Source organism: Nocardioides sp. Z38_18 (genome assembly GCF_058215695.1).
Genome location: NZ_JBZAJE010000001.1, coordinates 476,191 through 496,929 on the forward strand (window position 1 = coordinate 476,191; position 20,739 = coordinate 496,929).

A 20,739-nucleotide genomic window follows, 5' to 3' on the forward strand; every position below is an offset into this window, starting at 1 on the left:
GAGCTCGATCAACCACGCTCAGTGTTGCTGATCCTCGCTTAGTCGTGCGCGACGCCAGACCCACCAGAGCGCCAGGCAGCTGCCAGAGATGCTGTACAGCGTGAGCAACAGCATCGAGCGCCAGAAATAGCCGGGGTTTTGCTGAGCGACGACTGTGGACCAGACGAAGTTGCTCCTACTCGGGGGCATGCCCCCAAGCTCGGTGTCCAGCAGGGTGTAGACCCACCACGCCCTGCTGATGAGGACCGCGGTGAAGGTCGTGACCAGGACGATCAGGTGTAGCAGGATGAGTGGGACCAGGCCACGCCGTGGGGCTGCCCCGGCTCCGCGGGTGTACAGCAAGACCATCGCTGCCGACGTCAGGGCGCCGGTGAACATGCCACCCGACATCGACACGAACCCTACGCGCGTGACCACCAGACCCAGCCCCACCCCGACCAGGCCCGCGAGGGCCGCGCGGACCAGGCCACGCACCACTCCCTCAGTAGACATGTCGCTGCCTTTGCTCGCGGGGTCCGGGTGGCGCCCGAGGTACGAGGGGTAGGCGGACAGGTCGATTTCGTCCGGACGCATTGCGCCTCCCAGGAGGGGCCACAGTCGGCCGCGGCGGACGACGTTGCCACGAGGCTACGTTTCACGGGGCCCTGGCGAGTCCGTTTTCAGGTGTTTCCTAACCTGCCCTTGGGGCTGGCTGGGTGCGTGCGCCGGGTCGACAGATGGCGCGTGCGTTGGCTCGGGTTTGGGCGTGATTCGCCATGGACCGTAAAACCTCCCATCGCGGCACATCGCAAAGGTTGGCGCTCCCCCTCTTCGACCATGACCACTAGTCCGCCGAACGTCGGATCCGCCGCCTGGTGTGCGTTGGCTGCTACGCGTGCAGGCGTCCGAGGGGACGACTGCCACCAGCTAACGCCGCCGGCCGGAGGCGGGGTCGGCGTACCCTTTGATCATGGTGACCCCATCACTTCAGTCCGCGATCCAGGCAATGAGCCTTGACGAGCGCTTGGAGCTGGTCGAGTACATCGAGAGCACTGTCGAGTCCGAGCCGATCGAGGTCACCGACGATCAGAAGGCGATGATCCGGGCCCGGGCAGCAGAGCTTGAAGCTGACCCCTCGGTGGGGTTGACGTGGGACGACCTCAAAGCCCGGCTTGCTGCGCGTAGGGCGTGAGTCGACTACCTCTGGTCTTCCACCCCAGCGTGGAAGATGACCTGACTGCGATCTATGACCACTACGAGCAGTTCGACCCAGCGCTGCCGAGTCGGTTCGAGACGCGGCTGGATGAGCAGGTCGAGCGCATCGAGATGTTCCCCGAGTCCGGGGTCATCCTGTTCGAGTCCTACCGCCGAGTGCTGCTCAAGGGGTTCCCGTACATGGCCGTGTATCTCGTTGGCGTGAGCCGGATCGATGTACTCGCACTCGTGAACGTCCGGCGCGACCCCGCGTCGATCGAGGAGACGGTCTCCGGGCGCTCTGTCGGCTAGCCAGCGGTCCGCAAACAGTCCGCAAGAAGTCACGCTGAGACCGATCCCGACCATCGGTGCCCAACGGCCTCAACGCCGTGTTTGCGCAGGTCAGAGGCCCTTTTCAACGGAAACCGGCGACACTCAAGAGCAGCCGAAAACCGGCGATTTCGTTCCGCTTCAACGTCTGAATCGGCGCATGACCGCAGGTCAGCGCAGGTGTAAGACCGCGACCAGATAACCGGCGGCGACGAAACGCTCGGCATAGGCATATATATAGAGCCGCAGCGCCCGGACACCCCCGAAACCGTGACCCATCGCGATGACCGGCCTGCGGTGTCCGCGGCCGATGGATGTCGCGCACGGGTCCTCTTGGCGTACCGCTCGGGGCCGCTCGGTAGCGCTTCTCCGGCGCGGCGATGCGGAGCGCAGAGATACCTTGGTAAGGCGCCATGTGCTCGGTCCCTACGTTCCGGGCACCGCCACACATCCAGGAGTGAGCATGGCCGACCGACTGCGGGACAGGACCGCCATCGTCACCGGTGGCGCCAACGGAATCGGCAAGGGGATCGTGCGCGCGTTCGTCGCCGAGGGAGCCCGAGTGCTCTTTGTCGATGTCGACGAGGCCCGCGGCGAGGAGCTGGCCGCGGAGCTGGGTGACGCCGCCCAGTTCTTGGCGAGCGACATCTCCCAGCAGGGCAATGCCGAGGTCATCCGAGACGCGGCGGAGTCGGCATACGGCCCTGTCCACGTGCTGGTCAACAACGCCCACGTGAGCCGGCAGGCGCCCTTCGTGGACACCACGATGGAGATGTTCGCGATCTCGTTCGACACCGGGTTCTACCCGGCCTTCTGGCTGATGTGTGCCTGCTACGAGGACCTGCGCTCCACCCACGGCTCGGTGATCAACTTCGCCTCCGGCGCCGGGCTGACCGGGCACCCCACCCAGCTGTCCTACGCGGCCGCGAAGGAGGCGGTGCGTGCCATGAGCCGGGTGGCCGCTCACGAGTGGGCCGGCGACGACATCAATGTCAACGTCATCTCGCCGCTGGCGCGCACCGAGGGGGTGGACCGGTACCTGGCTGAGCACCCCGAGCGGGAGGCCGCGCTGCTGGGCGCCGCCCCGCTGGGACGGTTGGGTGATCCCGAGGCCGATGTCGGCCGCACCGCAGTCTTCCTGGCCAGCGACGACGCCTCCTATATGACCGGTCAGACGCTGATGGTCGACGGCGGCAGCGTCATGCTCCGCTGACCGTGACGGCCAGCCTCGCCCGCGCGTCGGCTTCAACGTGTAGGCCAGTTCCAGCGTTCAACACTGGTGAAGTGGGGAGAGGCGCTGCGTCGTCGGCTCGCGCTGGGTACGCTTAGGTCGGTGGCTCGCGCCACCGACAGCACTTCCAGGTGAAGACCACCTGAATCATCGCGGAGAGGCCTGAGTAGTTCAGGACACGTCCGGGTTGGGGTGCGGCGCATCAACGCGCCGACTTCATTCCGCCGATGCTCGACATCGGCCGACGAGAGGACATGACATGTCGTCGAAGGACGAGAAGAACCTCACCCAGGTGCTCGACAGGATCGCGAAGATGGACGAGCCACGGCGGTCCACCATGCAGCGTGTTCACGACATCATCGTGACCGTCGCCCCCGCTCTGAAGCCGCGGATCTGGTACGGGATGCCCGCCTATGCGCTGTCAGCGAGCACGCCGGCATTGGTGACGCTGCGCAATGACGAACGCCTGAATCTCGCCATCACCGAGAAGGCTGACTTCCGGCCCGCTGGCGGTGTGGACGGTGCGCTGATGCCAGCTGCCTGGTACTTCGAGACCGTGGATGAGGACACGGAGAAGCGCATCTCCGAGATCGTCAGCACCGTGGTCTCCTGACCGTCGTCTGACCCGCCCCTTCCCGGGGCGGGTCAGACGTTCCTTCGCTTCGGAATGCGGTGGAGCTCCGCTTCAACGTGTGGTCGTGCTCCACAGCAGGTACGCCTGCGCCAGCTGGGCCTGCACCTCCGGCGCCGCTTCGCGGATGGGAGAGATCTGCGGGCGCGTGATCGTCGCCACCGCAACGATCACCTCCAGCGCGGTGAGGGCCGGCCGCACGGCCCCCCGGGTCTTCAGCTCGGCCAGCACCTGATCCAGCGCCTCGACGGCCGGGCGTTGAACCTGCGCCAGGGGAGTGGCGTTCAAGTCGAGGTCGGCACCGGCCTGCAGTGCGAGGCCATCGGTCAGCGCACCCAGCTCCATGGACATCAGCTGCGACAACAGCCGCTCCCACGACGCTGCAGCGTTCGTGCCGAGCCCGGCGCGGGCCGCGTTCGCGGCTTCCAGGATGCTCTCGACAGTGTCCTGGACCACGGCTCGGGCCAACTCGTCGCGGGAGGGAAAGTTGCGGTACAGGGTGGCGATGCCCACTCCGCTGGCCGCGGCCACTGCCTCCAACGCAACGTCGCCGCCCCGCTGGGCGAACAGGTGCCGCGCCTGGGCAAGGATCGCTTCTCTGCGCCGCGCAGCGTCAGCCCTCATCCCGGCTCCCTCCGAATTGACTGCGAGTCTAAACCGGAGGAACATCGTCCGGTAGAAGCGGAGGAAATCCCTCCACAAACATCTTCGAAGGATCCATGACTGCTCAGCCGCCGGCATCCGGCTTCCATCGAAAGCACGCAGCCATCTGGGCGGGTCTGACCGTCGGGCTCTCGGTCATCCTGCTTGCACTCCTGATGCTCTTCATCTCACCCTCCATCCTTTCCGGACCGCGGGACCTGGACCTGGGTGTAGTCGGGGCGCAGGAGAAGGTCGAATCGGTCTCGCAAACCCTGGAGTCCCAGTCGCCGGGCGCCTTTGTCGTCAAGGCCTATGAGAGTGTCGACGACCTGGAGCAGGGAATTCGGGACCGGGAGATCGTCGGCGGTTTCGACTTCTCAGATCCCCAGGACATGCAGGTGTACGTGGCGAGCGCCGGATCGACCGCGGTGTCCGGGACAGTCAGCGACGTCGGCGCCACGATGGCGGACAGGACCGGGCAGACGGCCGAGATCGTGGACGTGGTTCCGCTTCTCGCCGAGGACCCGACGGGTGTGGGCATCGGCGGCCTGGCCTTCCCCCTGGTCTTCGGCGGCATCGTGCCCGCCGTGGCGTTCCGCTCCATGCTGTCCGGGAGACGCCGGTGGATCTTCGCCGGCCTCACCGGCTTCTCGGTCGCCGGTGGGTTCGTGGTCGCTGCCGTCCTGAAGTACCTCTTCGGCAGCATCGATGGTCCTCTGGTCCCGGTCGCGGCAAGCGTCGCCCTGGGCATCGCAGCACTGGCCCTGCCGCTCGCCGGCCTCCATGAGTGCTTTGGCACCAAGGGCTTCACCATTGCCGCCATGTCCATGATGTTTGTGGGCAACCCCTTCGCCGGCATCGCGACCAGCGCGCAGTGGCTCCCCTCCGGGGTGGCCATGATCGGTCAGCTCCTGCCGCCCGGCGCTTCGGGCACCCTGGTCCGTGCCGTGGCGTACTTCGACGGCGCCGGCGGAGGCGCTGCGGCCCTGACCCTGGGCTTGTGGGTCCTGGCGGGGATCGTGCTGTGGTTCAGCGGTCCGCGCATCGCGGCGGCCAGGGCCAGGAAAGTGGTGGCACTCACGACGGCCTGAGATCGTGCCGTCCGCCCTTGTGCATCAGGCACTCCGTGTCCGACCAGGTGACGTGGTGCTGCGGCGGACGCGACCAGCGGCGCTCACGGCGTACCGCTCCGCTTCGACGGCGGATCCCCGGGATCAGGCCGGGACGGAGAGTCCCTCAAGCCAGGCCTGCTATGACGGCTCCTCGCGCTTGACGTGGTCGGCCGCGTCGGAGGAGAACAGGTAGGCCCGGACGCTCGCGGCTGCCTTGTCCTCGCCCTCGTCGTGCGTGTAGACGGTGAGCATCCCGGGCACCGGCGCGGTGAGGCGCACCAGTGCCTGCCGCTCGCCGACACGCTCGAGGGTGCCGGTGCTCCCGTGCACCTCGACGCTCGCGCACGCATTTGCTGGGAAATGACATCCCGATGCCCGATCTCGAGTGTCATTGGCCAGCAAATGCGGCACGGGTGCACAGACGCGGGTACGCCAAAGCACACCGGCCCGGTGGTGGCAGGATCGCCGCGTGACCTCCAGACAGTCGCTGAGCGAAGCGGACCGTCGCGTGGTCGCGCGATGGGCAGCCGAGTGCGCCGGGCGCGTGCTGCCGCTGTTCTGCGCCGAGGCAGCGGATGACACACGCGTGCCGGACGCGCTGGCTCGCGCGCGTGCCTTCGCACGCGGTGAGAGCACGGCGGCCGAGCAGATTCGTCTGCGCATGGTCGCGGTCAAGGCGGCCGGTGCGGCCACGAGTCCTGCCGGTGCTGCTGCGGCGCGAGCCGTTGCACAGGCAGCTGCCGTCGCACACATGGGGGCGCACGCGTTGGGGGCTGCCGCGTACGCGGCCAAGGCGGTCTCGCTGGCCGAGCCGGCGCGTGCCGACGCCGTGCAGGGCGAGGTGGACTGGCAGCTGGCGCAGCTGACGGACGAGGAGAGCTCCGTGCTGCGCCTGCTGCCGCCGCTGGGCGCGGACCCCTCCGGACCGCTGGGCCCCGGCCTGCTCTCGCGAGGCGTCCTGGGTGCGGTCATCGAGCAGGTCCAGGCGCACGTCAGCCGTCGGTGACGCCAGAGCGGGTCAGGCCGGGTGGAAGAGGGTGCTCGCCGTGAGCGCCCGGTGCGGGCGCCGTCCGCCTGCGAGGAGGCTGCCGCTCAGCACGTTTCGCCACAGCGGCGTGCGCCGGTAGAAGTACAGGAGCAGTGCCGTCGGTTCTGCCCAGACGATCGTGTCCGGGCGGAACGGCACTCCCTCCGGGTGTCGGGTGCTCAGCACTCCGTCGGTGAACGTCATCCGCAAGCGTTCGTCGGTGCCGCGCAGGCGGTACTCGTAGCGGTTGGTGTGGTCGGCAGCCTTCTCGACGTCGAGCCACGCGGGCAGCATGGCGGTGAAGGCGCCCAGGACCAGGCGAGCGTGCGCGGGTTCGATGTTCCAGGGTGCACCGATGGTCTTCGCCAGCTCCCAGCCGTGGACCAGCCATTCCCCGATGGCCATGCCGCCCAGCTCGCCGGGCGTGAGGGTCAGCCCCGCGTGCCACGGCAACGGGGCCTGGGGGTCGCTGTCACAGAGGTGGGCGAGCAGCGTCGGTACGGCCTCACGGAAGTTCTCCGCGAGGTCCGAGGGCTGCCGGCTCGCCGTCGCCGCCAGGGTCGCGGCGTTGGTCTGCGACATCGCCGCTGCGGAAGGGGAGTAGCCGAGTGTCTCGGCGCCCACCTGCTGGGTGTAGACCTCCGGGAGGAGCGACATGTGCCGGACCAGGTCGGCCACGGACCAGGAGTGCGTCCCGTGGACCGGTGTGTCCCAGTCGGTGACAGCGTCCATCAGGTTCGCCACCTGGTTGGCGAGGATGGCCATCGCGGCCACCACGTGGTCCCTGTCCGGGCTCTGGAGAGATCGATCGGGCATGGCTGCCTCCGCAGTCGGAATCGGCCCGAGGGGGCAGATCCTAGGTGACCGGGCCCGGGCTCCGACAGTGCGGCGCTGGTGGAAATGAGACGGGCTCGAGGCGGCGCCCAAGGGACGGGGACCGAAGCCGAACGGGTGTGCCGGAGCCGGGGCTCGGACATGATCGGGCCACGGGCGGACCTGCCGGCACACAGTGGCGTACGACGCTGCCCAGGGGACCTACGTGCTGGCCGTAGGGGTTGTCGCTGGGAGCGGTGTCGCGCTGCTCTCCCGGCTGCCGGTGGGCGTGGCAGCTCCCGGTTTCCGACCACCGCGCACTCACGGTCGACCTCGGCTGACCCGCCTCCGACTGGGGCAGGTCAGGTCACACCGGTCTCCTCGCGCTGCGTCGCGGAGGAGCGCCGAGGGCCCCGCGCCGTCGTGGCCAGGGCCGCCAGGACGGCGTACGCCGTGACGAACAGCCAGGCGGGACGGGGTCCGATCGTGGTGGCGACCAGCACCGTGAACGCCGTACCGACGGCGGTGCCGAGCTGGGCAGCGGTGTTCAGGACGCCGGTGGCGGTGCCCTTCAGCTGCTCCGCGACCGAGGTCCCGAGGTCGTTGGAGGCGACCGAGCCGATCCCCACCCCGAGGCCGGAGAGCGCCGTGCCGAGACCGATCACCACCACGTGGGGCCACGCGGCCAGCAGGCCGGTGCCGACGGCGATCGTGCCCAGGCCGACCCCGATCACCGGTCCCCAGCCGAAGGCCCTGAGCAACCGTGGGGCTACCACCGAACCGGCCACCACGAGCACGCTCAACCCGACGAGGACGGTTCCCGCGGCCAGAGGCCCCAGGCCGAGCTCGTCCTGCAGGTGGAGAGTGGCCACGGTGACCGATGCGCTCGACGTGGCGGTGACGAAGAACGAGCCGACCGCCCCCCACTTCAGCTGGGGTGACCGGCGGGCGCGGGGTGGCACCAGCGGGTGGGTGGCCCGGCGTTCCGCGACGACGAAGGCGAACGCAGCCACGCCCCCTACGACGACCACGAGGAGTGCGGCCGTCATCGAGTCTGAGTCGCCGAGCAGGGTGGTCCCGGCGACGATGCCCATCGCGGCGATGGTGAGGGTGGCGGCCGAGAGCCAGCCGATCCGTCCGGACTCCCCGGACAGCTCGTCGCGCGGGATGGCGCGCACGACTGCCGCCGCGAGGAGGACCCCCAGCACGATGTCGGCCCAGAACGCCGCGCGCCACGACACCAGCTGCGTGAGCAGCCCACCGAGCACCAGCCCGCAGCCGCCGGCTGCCGCGCCCGCGGCGCTCCAGCCGGCGATCGCCCGTCGTCGCGCCGGGCCCTCGGGTACGACGGTCGTCAGCAACCGGAGCGCCGCGGGCACCGAGGCGGCGGCTGCCACCCCCTGGAGCGCACGCGACGCGGCGAGCACCCACACCGAACCGGCCACGGCCCCGGGGACCGACGCTGCGGCGAACAGCCCGAGCGCCGCGAGCAGCACCCGCCGGTGCCCGACGCGGTCCCCGAGGCGGGCGGCGACCATCAGCAGCCCACCGAAGAACAGGGCGTAGGCGTTCACGACCATCGCGCCCTGCGCCGGGCTCGCGTCGAGGTCGCGCAGCATGCTCGGCAGCGCCGCGGTCACCACCGTGACACCCAGGACGTCGACGAACTGGACCGCGCACAGGACGACGGCGACCGCGACCACCCGGGTGGAGCCGGCCCGCTCCGACGAGGTGTTTCTGGTGAAACCCGCCATGGTGGCAACGCTTGCAGAGGTGCCATCGGTCGTCAACTGGTAAAACTGTCTTCGATGGAAACACCACGACCGCGAGAGCTGCCGATCATCGGGGGCAACCTCGCTCTGGACTACGCGAACACCGTCGACGACCCCCTGGGGCCGGCGCGGCACGACCACGTCTCGAACTACGAAGACCTGCTGCGCTGGTCGTTGCGGGTCGGCACGCTGACGGAGTCCCGGGTCGCTGCCCTGCGCCGTGAGGCGGAACGGCATCCCCGGCGGGCCCGGGCCGCCCTCGGGAAGGCGCACGAGCTCCGTGACGGCCTCAATGAGGTCTTCGGCGGCGTCGCCATCGGGGAGGGCGACCTCTCCATCTCGTGGGAGACCACCCTGCGCGGGTTCGCGACGGCGGCGCTCGCGGCCGCCGAGCTGCACTCGGTCGAGGAGGGGCGCCAGGCCTGGACCTGGCCGGACGACGGCGACCTGGTGGCGCCGCTCCACCCGGTCGCGTGGTCGGCTGCGGACCTGGTGGTGTCCCCGGACCTGCGCCGCGTCAAGCGCTGCGCCCGCTGCCCGTGGCTGTTCCTGGACCAGTCGAAGAACCGGAGCCGGCGGTGGTGCGACATGGACGACTGTGGGCGCGCCCAGAAGATCGAGCGGTACGTCGCGCGCCGCGCCGCCGCCCGGAAGCGCTGACGGCGCCGAGCGCCGTACCGGCCCCCCGGAAGCCAACTGGGCGAGGGTTGTGGACGCTTCGGGCCCGGTCCGAGCCTTGATGAGCGTCCATAACCCCGATTTACATGCGGTTCTGCCGTGGGTGACCTGGGGGAGACTCGGGGGATGCGGCTGGCGACGTTCAACATCCTGCACGGGCGGGATCCGGGGGACGGGCGGGTCGACGTGGGTCGGCTCGCGGATGCGGTGCGGTCGCTGGACGCCGACGTGCTGGCGCTGCAGGAGGTCGATCGTTCGCAGCCGCGCTCCGGAGGTGCGGACCTGACGGCCGTGGCCGCCGAGGCGATGGGAGCGGTGGAGCACCGCTTCGTCGCCGCCCTCACCGGGACACCGGGGGCGGCGTGGACACCCGCTGACGGGACCGAGACCCCCGACGTTGCGGCGTACGGCGTCGCGCTCCTCTCCCGGCTGCCGGTGCGCTCCTGGCAGGTGCTCCGGCTCGCGCCGGCACCGATGACGGGAGCGATGCGGCTCACCGGAGGCCGGCTCCCGACGATGCTCCAGGACGAGCCGCGGGTCGCGGTGGCGGCGGTGGTGGAAACACCGGTTGGTCCGATGACCGTAGCCACCACGCACCTGACCTTCCTCGGCTGGTGGAACCGCCGGCAGCTGGTCGTCGTCCGCGATGGTCTCGACGCGGGCGCCGGCCCGCTGGTGCTGATGGGTGACCTGAACATGGGGCAGGCGCGGGCCGAACGCCTCACGGGGATGACCTCGCTGGTCACTGGCCGCACCTTCCCCGCAGGGTCACCGTGGTCGCAGCTCGATCACGTGCTCGCGACGCAGGGCATCGCCGAGCGCGTCGTGGGCTCGCGCGTACGGCGGCTGCCAATGTCGGACCACCGTGCGCTGACGGTCGACCTGGCCTGAGGCAGGTACGCCGCCGGGCTGGTTGTTAGGGTCCCCGCCCATGAGCGAGGAGCTGGCCGTCCGACTGGTGACGGGCGCGGTGATGCTGGGCACGGGCGCCATGCTGTGGTGGATGGCGCGCGCTGCGGCCGCCGGACGGCTCGGCCGCAACGCGTACGTCGGCATCCGCATCCCCAGCACGATGGCCAGTGACGAGGCCTGGCTGGCCGGGCATCGCCGCGCCGAGCGCCCCACCGTCGCGGCGGCCGGCTGCTCGGTCGTCGCGGGGCTGGTCGCCCTCCTCGTCGGTTCGATCGAGGTGGCGGCGGTCGCGGTCCTCGTCGGCAGCGTGGCGGTCCTCGGCTTCGTCACCTACGGGGCGGTGGCCGGCGGCCGGGCAGCCCGAGCTGCAGGGGCCGGCCCGGGTCCCAGCGGGCCGTAGAATGGGCAGTCGCCCGTGCCGCCGCCGGGCCGATCCCCGATGATGCAGGACCCCGTGACTTCCACGCCCACAGACAGCCGCCCCAGCACGCCCCACGAGCAGGACGTACGCCGCGAGGCGGCCCGTCGACGTACCTTCGCCGTGATCAGCCACCCCGACGCCGGAAAGTCGACGCTGACCGAGGCTCTGGCGCTGCATGCCCGGGTGATCAACGAGGCCGGTGCGATCCACGGCAAGTCCGGGCGGCGCTCCACGGTCTCGGACTGGATGGAGATGGAGAAGGCGCGCGGCATCTCGATCACCTCCGCGGCCCTGCAGTTCGCCTACGGCGACCACGTGGTCAACCTGGTCGACACCCCCGGTCACTCCGACTTCTCCGAGGACACCTACCGGGTGCTCTCCGCCGTGGACGCCGCGGTGATGCTGGTGGACGCGGCCAAGGGGCTCGAGCCGCAGACGCTGAAGCTGTTCCGGGTCTGCAAGGCGCGGGGGATCCCGGTGATCACCGTGATCAACAAGTGGGACCGTCCCGGCCTCGACGCGCTGTCGCTGATGGAGGAGATCCAGAACGAGATCAAGCTCGTCCCCACTCCGTTGACCTGGCCCGTGGGCATCGCCGGCGACTTCCGCGGGGTGCTGGAGCGGCGTACCGGTGACTACGTCGCCTACACGCGTACGGCGGGCGGCGCGACCCGGGCACCCGAGGAGCGGATGGGCGCGGACGCGGCCGCCGCGCGCGAGGGGGATGCCTGGGACACGGCAGTCGAGGAGTCCGACCTGCTCTCCAGCGACGGGGCCGACCACGACCAGGACCTCTTCCTCAGCGGGTTCACCACCCCGGTGCTGTTCGCCTCGGCGATCTCCAACTTCGGCGTCGCGGCGATCCTGGAGACCCTGATCGAGCTGGCTCCCTCGGCCGCGGCCTTCCGCTACGGCGAGGAGGGCCCGGACGGCCGTCCGGCCCAGGTCCGCGACGTGGCCGCGCCGTTCAGCGCGTTCGTGTTCAAGGTGCAGGCCGGGATGGACACCAACCACCGCGACCGGGTGGCGTTCGCACGGGTCTGCTCCGGTGTCTTCGAGCGCGGCATGGTGGTCACGCACGCCCAGACAGGGCGACCCTTCGCGACCAAGTACGCCCAGGCGATCTTCGGGCGTGAGCGTGCCGTGATCGACACCGCCTACCCCGGCGACATCGTCGGGCTCGTCAACGCGCTCTCGCTGAAGATCGGCGACACGATCTACCTCGACGAGCCGGTCACCTTCCCGCCGATCGCGACCTTCGCGCCCGAGCACTTCGCGGTGGCGCGGGCGGCCGACAGCGGGCGGTTCAAGCAGTTCCGGCGCGGCATCGAGCAGCTGGACGGCGAGGGCGTGGTCCAGGTGCTCCGCTCGGACCTGCGCGGGGCGCAGTCGCCGGTGCTCGCGGCCGTGGGGCCGATGCAGTTCGAGGTCGCGGTCGCCCGGATGGAGAGCGAGTTCGGCGCCCCGATCCGGCTGGAGATGCTCGGCTACACCCAGGCCCGTCGTACCGATGCCGCGTCAGCCGCCGAGCTCGGCTCCATCCGCGGTCTCGAGGTGATGGAACGCAACGACGGCACCCTGCTGGTGCTCGCTCCGGACAAGTGGCGGATCAGCGTGGTCGAGCGCGACCATCCAGAGCTCACCCTGGAGCCGCTCCTGGCGGGGGAGCGCTGACCGACCGGTCGCCGGTTGCCAGGCGCGGGTGTGGTCGCCTCGTGGGCTTCGTCGAGAGAAATGTCCAAATAGTTCTCTTTCAGAGGTTATGCTGAGGGCAGATCGCGGCGTTTTTGCCGGATAAGCCCCACCTCGAAATCCCTCAGGGCGCCACGTTCACAAGCAGAGGACCCGTATTGATGCCCTCGTCGTCGACCCGTACCAATCTCTACCGCGCCAGCTCCGCAGCAGCACTCGCTGCCCTGTTCGTCGGCGGGCCGCTCTCCGGCGCCGCCCACGCTGCCGTGGAGGTGCCGCCGCTGAGAACTGCCTCTGCCTTCTCGGTGCTGGCCGGCTCCACAGTGACCAACACCGGGGCCACGACCATCAGTCGCGACGTCGGACTGCACCCCGGCACGGCGGTCACCGGTAACGGCAGCATGGTGGTGGGCGGCACGTACCACGTGGCCGATGGAGTGGCGTTGACCGCGAAGGACCACCTCACGGCGGCCTACGTCAATGCAGCCGACCAGACGCCGAGGAAAGCCTCCGACGACGAGCTGGGCGGCGAGGTGCTCACCGCTGGTATCTACAACCGTGGGGCGGGGATGGCGCTGACCGGTGCGCTGACCCTGGACGGTGGAAGAACCGACGGCGGGACGTCGGACTCCGTGTGGGTCTTTCAGGCTGGATCCACGCTCACCGTCGCGGACGCGGCCTCGATCGTCCTGACGGGCGGCGCCAACCCCTGCAACGTCTACTGGCAGGTCGGAAGCTCGGCAACGTTGGGGAAAACCAGCACGTTCGTCGGCACCATCATGGCTCTCACGACGATCACCATGAACGACGGCGCGACACTCCAGGGCCGCGCTTTGGCCCGCAACGGTGCTGTGAACTTGAACCGCAACGTGATCACCACCCCGACCTGTGCGGGAGACACCGCCGTGGCCCCCGGCACCGCCACTCCGCCGACCCCGGCCCCCAGCCCGACCCCGGCACCCAGTGCCGCACCGGTGCCGGCCACGCCCGGCGCCACCGGGGGCTCGGCCGGCTCCGGCGCCCAGAGCGGGACCCAGAGCGGCTCGTTCGGCACGGGCACGTTCACCGACAACCAGGTGAAGCGGACTCCCACCGGATCCGTCGACACCGGTTACGTCGGACCGGTCAGCACCGAGCGCGCACCGGTGGGGGCGCTGGGCGGCGCGGCGTTCGCGATCCTCGCGGCGCTGGTCTTCGCCGTCCGGGGCCGCGGGCGCGAACGCGGGTGAGCACCACACGTCCGTCACCTCTGCGCTCAAGGAGGTGGCGGGCCCCGCTGGCGGCGTGCCTGGCCCTGGGGGCGATGGCGCTGGGTGGTTGCGGCAGCACCGAGCCGACACCTCGCGCGGTGGCCGAGCCGCCGGCAGCGAGCTCACCCTCGCCGGCCGCGGTGAAGGCCGCCGCGCCGTCGATGCCGCGCTCGGTCCCCACCCGGTTGCGGATCCCCGCCATCGAGGTGGACTCCGACCTGATGGCGCTCGACCTGGAGAAGAACGGCGCGCTCGAGACGCCGCCGGGAGCCTTTCCCGCCGGTTGGTTCACCGGTGCTCCCACACCGGGGGAGCTGGGGCCGGCCATCATCGTGGGCCACGTCCGGTTCGTGGAGCCAGGTGTCTTCGCCCGGTTGACCGACCTGCGCCGCGAGGACCGGATCCACGTGGAGCGCAGGGACGGGAGCACCGCCACCTTCCGGGTGACCCGGATCGAGCACTTCGAGAAGGCCCGGTTCCCGACCCGCAAGGTCTACGGCAACATCGACCACGCGGGACTCAGGCTGATCACCTGCGGGGGACTGGTGGCCGGCACGAACGTCTTCGAGGAGAACGTCGTGGTCTTCGCCGAACTGCTCCCCGACGCCTGAGCCCTGAGCTCCCCTGAGACGCACCAATCCGTAACCCTGCTGGTGGCGAACCACCTCCTGAGACAGCTTCGAACCCAAAGCCAAGCCACAGGATGTGACTTCCCATGAGCACCATCTTCTCCCGCAAGACCCTCGCCGTCGTCGCGCTGGTCGCGACCACCAGCCTCTCCGCCGCCGCGTGCGGCAGCAGCGACGACAGCAGCAGCTCGTCGTCCTCCTCGTCCTCGAGCAAGGCCTCGGCACCCAAGCCGGTGGCCGAGATCGTCTCGCTTCAGGGCAACGACACCCAGGTCGCCCTCGACCAGGGCTTCGTGGACGCACTGACCACGCTCAAGCTCACCCCCGGAACCACCGGCACCGCCAAGCTCACCGACGGCGCCCTGGTGTTCCCGGTCAGCGGCGGCAACGTGACCGTGTTCAAGCCCGGTGCGGTCTCGCCGTACGTCATCGGCCAGATCCAGCACGAGGGCTCCGGCCTCTCCCTGACCGCGGGTGACACCAAGGTCGAGCTGAACAACCTCAACGTCGACCCCAGCGTCTCCAGGGTGTACGGCGACGTGGTCGTCAACGGCAAGACGGCCGCTTCCAGCGCCTACGTGTTCGAGCTCGACGGCCGCACGCTGAAGCCGCTGCAGACCGGCTCCGGCACCGCGACCCTCGAGGGCACCCAGGTCAAGATCTCGCCGGTCGCCGCACCGCTGCTCAACGAGACCTTCAAGACCGACGCGGTCAAGCCCGGCCTGCTGGTCGGCACCGCCAAGATCACCGTGAACACCACGCCCGGCAAGTGATCGCTCACCTCTGAGTCCACTCGCAGTGCAATGACTCCGACCCCCGTGGCCCACAGGTCACGGGGGTCGGCCACGTCCGGGCCGCGAGGGTTGCGGGCGCGGCCCGCGACGGGCCTCCAGCAAGGTCAGCTCGCGGACTCGTGCCGGGCGTCGGTGTCGGGGAGCTCGAACCAGATCTCGGTGCCACCACCGGGCACCGACTCCGCGCCGACCCTGCCGCCGTTGGCCCGGACGATGCGGGCGACCGTGGCCAGTCCGATGCCGTGCCCGGCCACGTCGTCGTGGACCCGGCTGAACATCGAGAAGACGTCCACCCGCCGGTCCTCGGGAATGCCGACCCCGTTGTCGCGGACCCAGATGCGCCAGCCACCGTGGGTCTGCCGCGACGCGATCCGCACCACCGGCGGCAGCCCGGGGCGGGCGAACTTGACCGAGTTCGTGACCAGGTTCTGCAGCACGGAGTACATGTCGTCGGGGTTCGCGCGTACGACGGGCAGCTGCCCGGTCCTGATCACCGCGCCGAGCGGCTCCAGCAGGGGCGCCGAGTCGAGCACCAGCTGGTGCGCCACCTGCTCGAGGTCGACCTCGTCCAGGGTCGGCTCCGGACCGGACCGTGACCCCAGGTGCTGGTCGAGCATCCGGTCCATCCGATCGGCCGCGCGCATCGCGCTGGTGAGCAGTGCGCCGACGGCACGCTCCGGCTCCTCGCTGAGGATGTCCTGGAGCATCTCCACGCTGGCGATCACCGCGCTCAGCGGCACCCGCAGGTCGTGGCTCAGCTCGGCGGCGACCTGCTCCATCGGGATCGCCCCGGCCCGGTGGGCCTCGGGGGAGATCGCCGTGACCGGGGGCATCTGGAGCATCCGCAGCTCGATCACCCGGGTGGCGCTGAGCGCGAGTGCATCCAGGGTCCGCTCCTGGAGCTTGCTCAGCACCTTGGGCGCGGGGTCGATGACGCACAGGCGGCCCACCATCTCCCCGGTGGGGGCGTGGATCGGGGCCGAGGCGTAGAACCGGGTCTGCGCCAGGCGGCCGTCCACCCAGCTGATGCCGGCGAACCGGGGGTCGGTCGTGGCGTCCTCGACGCAGAAGACGCCGTCGGTGCTCATCGTGTAGCGACAGAACGTGTCGTCGGAGGAGCACACCAGCGGAGCCAGCCCGTGGGTGATCGGGACGTGGTAGCTGTCCCCACGCTGGATGGTGATCCCCGCGGCCTGGCTCTCGCAGACCTCGGCGGCGAGCCGGACCAGCTCGAGCAGCTCGGCGTCGTCGGGTCGGGACAAGATGTCGAGCACGGCGTCGGCCGGACGGACGGGCGGACAAGGACTCGAAGACATGCCTCGCCCCCTCGTCCACGGACCCCGGTTCGGGGGACCGATGTTCATCGTGCTCCGCTGATCCAAATTACGGCTGAGCCGGACAAATGTGAAGATCCCGTCTCAGCGGCTTTCCGCACGGAAAAGGACCCGCTAGCCTTGGAAAGTGAAACACGTTCTAGGAGAGCCGACAGTCTTCACCCCGGGCCGGATCGGCCCGCTGACCCTGCGCAACCGGGTGGTCAAGGCGGCGACGTACGAAGGGCTCAGCCACGCCTCGCGCGTGACCACGGACCTCGTCGACTTCCACCGGGCGTACGCCGCCGGGGGAGTGGGGATGACCACCGTCGCCTACTGCGCCGTGGCGCCCGACGGCCGCACCGCCCCCGAGCAGATCCTGTGGACCGACGAGGCGATGCCCGGCCTGCGCGCGCTGACCGACGCGGTGCACGCCGAGGGCGCCGCGATCTCCGCCCAGATCGGCCACGCCGGCCCGGTGGCCGACGCCCGCGGGAACAAGCTCCCGTCCCTGGCCCCGAGCACCCGGTTCCCGAACATGTCCGGCGGGATCTCGCGCAAGGCCAAGGTCGCCGACATCGAGCGGATCACCGCGGCGCACGCGAACGCGGCGCGCCGGGCCATCGAGGCCGGCTTCGACGCGGTGGAGGTGCACCTGGGGCACAGCTACTTCGCCAGCGCCTTCCTGAGCCCGAAGCTGAACCACCGCAAGGACGAGTACGGCGGCTCGCTGGAGAACCGGGCCAAGGTGGGCCGCGGCGTCCTGCGCGCCGTACGCGAGGTGGTGGGCGACCGGATCGCGATCATCACCAAGCTGAACATGTCCGACGGGGTGCGCGGCGGCATCACCCTGGAGGAGGCGATCCAGACCGCACGCTGGATCGAGGAGGACGGCACCGTCGACGCGTTCGAGATGACCGGGGGGAGCTCGCTGCTCAACCCGATGTACCTCTTCCGCGGCGGCGCTCCGGTCAAGGAGTTCGCCGAGGTGATGCCGCAGCCGATCAAGACCGTGATGCGCTACGGGGGCAAGCAGTTCATCCGCGAGTACCCCTACCAGGACGCCTACCTGCTCGAGCACTCCCGCAAGGTGCGCCAGGAGATCAGCCTGCCGATGATCCTGCTGGGCGGGATCACCGACCGCCGGTCGATGGACCTCGCGATGGACGAGGGCTTCGAGTTCGTGGCGATGGGGCGTGCGCTGCTGCGCGAGCCGGACCTGGTGAACCGGATCGCCGCGGACGCGAGCACCCCGTCGCTGTGCATCCACTGCAACCGCTGCATGCCGACCAACTTCGTCGGCACCCACTGCCCGGTGATCACCGACGGCTCCTCGCGCAGCGCGACGTGGGGGACCCCCGCCGGCTACGCATGAGCCTCGGAGGCGGGCCGCGCCGTACGCCGATGCGCCCGTCGTAGAGTCCGCGCATGGACTTCGAGCTCGACCACGGCATCGCCAACCACCGCAACGCCGACGGGGAGTACGCCGTCGACCTCGGCGCCGGCTGGGGGATCGGGGGTGGTCTCAACGGTGGCTACCTGCTCGCCGTGATCGGCAACGCGATCCGGGCCGAGCTCGCCGAGGCGGGCCAGCCGGACCCGGTCACCGTCACCGCCCACTACCTGACCCCGACCGTGCCGGGCCCTGCGGTGGTGCAGGTACGCCGGGTGCGCGAGGGCAAGCGTCGTTCCACGGTGTCGGCGACCCTGGTCCAGGAGCAGGACGGCCGGCAGGTCGAACGGATCACCGCACTGGCCGTCTTCAGTGACCTCGACCAGGCGCCGGGCGAGGTGCTGCGGGAGATCCCGCCTCCCGAGCTGCCCCCGGTCGACCAGTGCGTGGCCACGGCCGATGCGCCTCCGGACTTCCTCACCGTCGCCCCGCTCCTCGCACGGTTCGGCACCCGCCTCGACCCGGCGTACGCGGGCTGGGCACTGGGCGAGCCGAGCCGCAGCGGCATCATCCAGGGCTGGTTCAAGCTCGCCGACGACCGGCCGCTGGACCCGATCGCGCTGCTGCTGGTGCTCGACGCGCTGCCTCCGGTCACCTTCGACCTCGGCCTGCCCGGGTGGGCACCAACCCTGGAGCTCACCGCGCACGTGCGGACCAGGCCCGCGCCCGGCTGGGCGATCGTGCGGCACGCCAGCCGCAACATCTCCGGCGGCATGTTCGAGGAGGACTGCGAGGTCTGGGACTCCACCGGCCGCCTCGTCGCCCAGTCCCGCCAGCTGGCGCTGCTGCCGCGGCCGGTCAGCTGAGCCCCCGCGTCGGTTGACCGGCGGCGGTTGGGTACGCCGGTCGCCGGCTCACCGGTGGAACTGCGCGCGGTCCATCGAGAACACGAACCGCTTGCCCGGGTACTCCGTCAGTGACCACAGCTGGTCGGTCGAGGGCCAGTAGCAGATGTCCTCGGGGCCGACCGGCAGGGTGCGGGGGAAGGGGCGGAAGTCGCCGGGCCGGCCGACGTACACCTGGCCGAGGCGGTGCCGGCCGCGGCTGGCGGTGACGTAGTAGGTGTCGCCGACGACCGCGGCCCCCTGCATGTGGCCCATCCCGCGGTCGTCGAGCCAGGCCGGCCGGGAGGTGCCGTCCTCGTGCGTGGCGAGGTGGTGCGTGTCCGGGTCGAGCGGGAAGCTGGCCAGGCGCCGGGTCATCTCGCGCACGCCGTACTCCCCGGCGATCAGCCGCGGGGGCTGGCAGCTGCGGTCCAGGGACAGGAACGAGTAGCGCAGCTGCTCCACCCCGTTGGTCGCCGCAGCTGAGTAGCTGAACCGCACCGGCAGCACGTAGCGATAGCCGAAGGTGTCCTCGGTCGAGTTCACCCGGATCAGGTCGTCGACCAGGCAGCTGGAGAGCCCGCGCCGGGTGCCGGCCACGTGCAGGTAGGGGCCGCGCCACACCAGGCCGCCGGCGTGCACGACCAGTGGCTTCAGCTCGATCCGGCCGTCGCGGCCGCGCTCGGGGACGACGAGCAGGACGTGGCGGTACTCCAGGGAGTCGATGTCGACCACCGTGACCCGGCTGCCGTGGTTCTGGCCGTCCACGTTCTTGGAGTACCAGCTGGTGACCAGCAGGCGCCGCCCGCCGATGTCCTCGGTGTCGCTGGCGTCGGCCGAGGTGGTGATCCCCTGGGGCCACCAGCGCTGCGTGGCCTGGTCGGTGTCGTCCCAGCGGAAGCCCTGCCGGACCGCGAGACCCGGCACCCGGGTGCGCTGCGCCGACCGGTTGAGGTTCGCCAGGACGCCGTCGATCCCCACGCGCCGGCCGAGCTGGTCCTCGGCGGCGTCGATGTCGGCGGAGTTCTCGTCGGTACGCCGCAGGTGGAGGTGCGGCTGGTCAGGATGGTCCACCGTGCCAACGTAGAGGCTCGTGCCACCCGCGTGGGGGGAGCAGGGGGAGCCGGGGGACGGCGGGGTCAGGTCGGGGGCACCTTGCGGCGCCCCGGGAGCCGGTTGGCCAGGTCGCCGAGGGGACCCACCGACTCGGCGAGGACGTCGATCGAGTCGCGCAGGTCGGGCACGAGGGCCACGAGCTCGAGCAGACGTGGATTGACCTTCTCCAGCATCGGGCCGAGGGCGACCAGCTGGTCCAGGGTGCCGCCGTCGGCGACCAGCTTCTCCACGAAGCCACGGTCGTCGAGCAGCCGGTCGAGGAGCCCACCGGGTTGCAGCACCGTGTCCAGCGCCCCTCCTGCACGCGTCAGCCGGTCCAGAGCGCCGTCGTCCTCCAGGAGGCGCTCGAGCGGGCCGCCCTCGACCAGCAAGCGGTCGAGGGCACCGCCCGGCGCGAGCAGCCGGTCGAGGGGACCGTCGGAAGCCAGGAGGCGGTCGACGGCGCCTCCGTCGCTGAGCAACCGGGTCAGGGGGCCGTCCTCGGAGAGCACCCGGTCGAGGACGCCGCCATTCGCGATGGCCCGGCCGAGGGGACGCGCGGACCCGGCCGCCTCAGCCAGGGCAGCGATCCGCCCCAGCGGGCTCTCGGGATCGCGCGACATCGCGTCGAGCTTGCCGATCATGCCGTCCTCGCCGAAGAGCGCGGCCACCTGGTCGGCGTACCCGCCACGGCGCCGCACGGGCCCGTGCGGTGCCAGGAGAGCCCCTGCGGCGAGCGTCACCGTGATCCCCGCGTTCGCCAGTCGCCACGGCAGCAGCAGCACGGGCGGCAGGCCGGTCGCCCTCGCCGGCGCTGCTCCCTTGGCAGGGGAGGGGGAGGCTAGCGGGACACGGGAGGCCGTCGGCATGGCCGGCATCCTAGTGAGCGAGCCGCGTGGGTTCAGGCCTCCGTTCCGGAGAACGGACCTCCCTCGCCGAAGGCGGGG

At 70.6% G+C, this 20,739-nt stretch carries 23 protein-coding genes; 15 read left to right on the forward strand and 8 right to left on the reverse strand.

Going from position 1 to position 20,739, the window contains the following annotated elements; genetic code table 11:
• Positions 1 to 18: 18 nt before the first annotated feature.
• The gene (locus AC4BGC_RS02305) at positions 19 to 573 is read right to left on the reverse strand and encodes a hypothetical protein (RefSeq protein ID WP_490546349.1); all 555 of its coding nucleotides are present in this window, start codon (positions 571 to 573) and stop codon (positions 19 to 21) included.
• Positions 574 to 949: 376 nt separating this feature from the next.
• On the opposite strand from AC4BGC_RS02305, the gene AC4BGC_RS02310 reads away from it, so the two are divergent.
• The 4 genes from AC4BGC_RS02310 (at position 950) to AC4BGC_RS02325 (ending at position 3,347) form a co-directional block, all read left to right on the forward strand.
• On the forward strand, positions 950 to 1,171 hold the full coding sequence (locus tag AC4BGC_RS02310) for an addiction module protein (RefSeq protein ID WP_490554128.1): 222 nt from the start codon (positions 950 to 952) through the stop codon (positions 1,169 to 1,171).
• Complete coding sequence (locus AC4BGC_RS02315) at positions 1,168 to 1,485, forward strand: type II toxin-antitoxin system RelE/ParE family toxin (RefSeq protein ID WP_490554129.1); 318 nt, start codon at positions 1,168 to 1,170, stop codon at positions 1,483 to 1,485. Before AC4BGC_RS02310 ends, AC4BGC_RS02315 begins: the two co-directional genes overlap by 4 nt.
• Before the next feature lie 481 nt (positions 1,486 to 1,966).
• Positions 1,967 to 2,716 carry an SDR family NAD(P)-dependent oxidoreductase gene (locus AC4BGC_RS02320; protein WP_490546346.1) on the forward strand — a complete coding sequence of 250 codons (750 nt, stop codon included), beginning with the start codon at positions 1,967 to 1,969 and terminating at the stop codon, positions 2,714 to 2,716.
• A 277-nt stretch (positions 2,717 to 2,993) separates the two neighbouring features.
• The gene (locus AC4BGC_RS02325) at positions 2,994 to 3,347 is read left to right on the forward strand and encodes a DUF1801 domain-containing protein (protein WP_490546345.1); all 354 of its coding nucleotides are present in this window, start codon (positions 2,994 to 2,996) and stop codon (positions 3,345 to 3,347) included.
• Between the two features lie 72 nt (positions 3,348 to 3,419).
• On the opposite strand, the gene AC4BGC_RS02330 is transcribed toward AC4BGC_RS02325, so the two are convergent.
• The gene (locus AC4BGC_RS02330) at positions 3,420 to 3,989 is read right to left on the reverse strand and encodes a TetR/AcrR family transcriptional regulator (RefSeq protein ID WP_490554130.1); all 570 of its coding nucleotides are present in this window, start codon (positions 3,987 to 3,989) and stop codon (positions 3,420 to 3,422) included.
• Between the two features lie 95 nt (positions 3,990 to 4,084).
• Here AC4BGC_RS02330 and AC4BGC_RS02335 point away from each other — a divergent pair, with 95 nt between their 5' ends.
• Positions 4,085 to 5,098, forward strand: a complete 1,014-nt coding sequence (locus tag AC4BGC_RS02335; RefSeq protein WP_490554131.1) for a hypothetical protein — start codon at positions 4,085 to 4,087, stop codon at positions 5,096 to 5,098.
• 159 nt (positions 5,099 to 5,257) lie between these two features.
• Here the strand turns inward: AC4BGC_RS02335 and AC4BGC_RS02340 are convergent, their stop codons facing one another.
• A complete protein-coding gene (locus AC4BGC_RS02340; RefSeq protein ID WP_490554132.1) occupies positions 5,258 to 5,449 on the reverse strand; it encodes a hypothetical protein in 192 nt (63 codons plus the stop codon).
• Between the two features lie 139 nt (positions 5,450 to 5,588).
• Here AC4BGC_RS02340 and AC4BGC_RS02345 point away from each other — a divergent pair, with 139 nt between their 5' ends.
• The gene (locus AC4BGC_RS02345; RefSeq protein WP_490554133.1) at positions 5,589 to 6,125 is read left to right on the forward strand and encodes a putative immunity protein; all 537 of its coding nucleotides are present in this window, start codon (positions 5,589 to 5,591) and stop codon (positions 6,123 to 6,125) included.
• Between the two features lie 12 nt (positions 6,126 to 6,137).
• On the opposite strand, the gene AC4BGC_RS02350 is transcribed toward AC4BGC_RS02345, so the two are convergent.
• Entirely contained in the window at positions 6,138 to 6,962 is an 825-nt protein-coding gene (locus AC4BGC_RS02350) for a maleylpyruvate isomerase N-terminal domain-containing protein (protein ID WP_490554134.1), read from the reverse strand.
• A 359-nt stretch (positions 6,963 to 7,321) separates the two neighbouring features.
• On the reverse strand, positions 7,322 to 8,713 hold the full coding sequence (locus AC4BGC_RS02355) for an MFS transporter (RefSeq protein ID WP_490554135.1): 1,392 nt from the start codon (positions 8,711 to 8,713) through the stop codon (positions 7,322 to 7,324).
• A gap of 54 nt (positions 8,714 to 8,767) precedes the next feature.
• Between AC4BGC_RS02355 and AC4BGC_RS02360 the strand changes: the two genes are divergently transcribed.
• From AC4BGC_RS02360 to AC4BGC_RS02390, 7 genes are all read left to right on the forward strand, one after another.
• Positions 8,768 to 9,391, forward strand: a complete 624-nt coding sequence (locus AC4BGC_RS02360) for a CGNR zinc finger domain-containing protein (RefSeq protein ID WP_490554136.1) — start codon at positions 8,768 to 8,770, stop codon at positions 9,389 to 9,391.
• Positions 9,392 to 9,535: 144 nt separating this feature from the next.
• On the forward strand, positions 9,536 to 10,300 hold the full coding sequence (locus AC4BGC_RS02365; RefSeq protein ID WP_490554137.1) for an endonuclease/exonuclease/phosphatase family protein: 765 nt from the start codon (positions 9,536 to 9,538) through the stop codon (positions 10,298 to 10,300).
• 40 nt (positions 10,301 to 10,340) lie between these two features.
• Complete coding sequence (locus tag AC4BGC_RS02370; protein WP_490546336.1) at positions 10,341 to 10,721, forward strand: SdpI family protein; 381 nt, start codon at positions 10,341 to 10,343, stop codon at positions 10,719 to 10,721.
• Positions 10,722 to 10,775: 54 nt separating this feature from the next.
• The gene (locus AC4BGC_RS02375) at positions 10,776 to 12,416 is read left to right on the forward strand and encodes a peptide chain release factor 3 (protein WP_490554138.1); all 1,641 of its coding nucleotides are present in this window, start codon (positions 10,776 to 10,778) and stop codon (positions 12,414 to 12,416) included.
• Positions 12,417 to 12,595: 179 nt separating this feature from the next.
• The gene (locus AC4BGC_RS02380; protein WP_490554139.1) at positions 12,596 to 13,663 is read left to right on the forward strand and encodes an ice-binding family protein; all 1,068 of its coding nucleotides are present in this window, start codon (positions 12,596 to 12,598) and stop codon (positions 13,661 to 13,663) included.
• Positions 13,660 to 14,295 carry a class F sortase gene (locus AC4BGC_RS02385; RefSeq protein ID WP_490554140.1) on the forward strand — a complete coding sequence of 212 codons (636 nt, stop codon included), beginning with the start codon at positions 13,660 to 13,662 and terminating at the stop codon, positions 14,293 to 14,295. The genes AC4BGC_RS02380 and AC4BGC_RS02385 overlap by 4 nt, the downstream gene beginning before the upstream one ends.
• A 104-nt stretch (positions 14,296 to 14,399) precedes the next feature.
• Positions 14,400 to 15,086 (forward strand): hypothetical protein, encoded by a 687-nt coding sequence (locus AC4BGC_RS02390; RefSeq protein ID WP_490554141.1) that lies wholly within the window; start codon positions 14,400 to 14,402, stop codon positions 15,084 to 15,086.
• Between the two features lie 125 nt (positions 15,087 to 15,211).
• Here AC4BGC_RS02390 and AC4BGC_RS02395 read toward each other — a convergent pair whose 3' ends face one another.
• Positions 15,212 to 16,423, reverse strand: a complete 1,212-nt coding sequence (locus AC4BGC_RS02395) for a GAF domain-containing sensor histidine kinase (RefSeq protein ID WP_490554142.1) — start codon at positions 16,421 to 16,423, stop codon at positions 15,212 to 15,214.
• A gap of 145 nt (positions 16,424 to 16,568) precedes the next feature.
• Here AC4BGC_RS02395 and AC4BGC_RS02400 point away from each other — a divergent pair, with 145 nt between their 5' ends.
• Both AC4BGC_RS02400 and AC4BGC_RS02405 read left to right on the forward strand, forming a co-directional pair.
• Positions 16,569 to 17,795, forward strand: a complete 1,227-nt coding sequence (locus tag AC4BGC_RS02400; RefSeq protein WP_490546330.1) for an NADH:flavin oxidoreductase — start codon at positions 16,569 to 16,571, stop codon at positions 17,793 to 17,795.
• A gap of 53 nt (positions 17,796 to 17,848) precedes the next feature.
• Complete coding sequence (locus tag AC4BGC_RS02405; protein ID WP_490554143.1) at positions 17,849 to 18,679, forward strand: thioesterase family protein; 831 nt, start codon at positions 17,849 to 17,851, stop codon at positions 18,677 to 18,679.
• A 48-nt stretch (positions 18,680 to 18,727) separates the two neighbouring features.
• Here AC4BGC_RS02405 and AC4BGC_RS02410 read toward each other — a convergent pair whose 3' ends face one another.
• Both AC4BGC_RS02410 and AC4BGC_RS02415 read right to left on the reverse strand, forming a co-directional pair.
• Positions 18,728 to 19,771, reverse strand: coding sequence for a hypothetical protein (locus AC4BGC_RS02410; protein WP_490554144.1), 1,044 nt, complete (start codon positions 19,769 to 19,771; stop codon positions 18,728 to 18,730).
• A 65-nt stretch (positions 19,772 to 19,836) separates the two neighbouring features.
• A complete protein-coding gene (locus AC4BGC_RS02415; RefSeq protein ID WP_490554145.1) occupies positions 19,837 to 20,661 on the reverse strand; it encodes a hypothetical protein in 825 nt (274 codons plus the stop codon).
• Between the last annotated feature and the right edge of the window lie 78 nt (positions 20,662 to 20,739).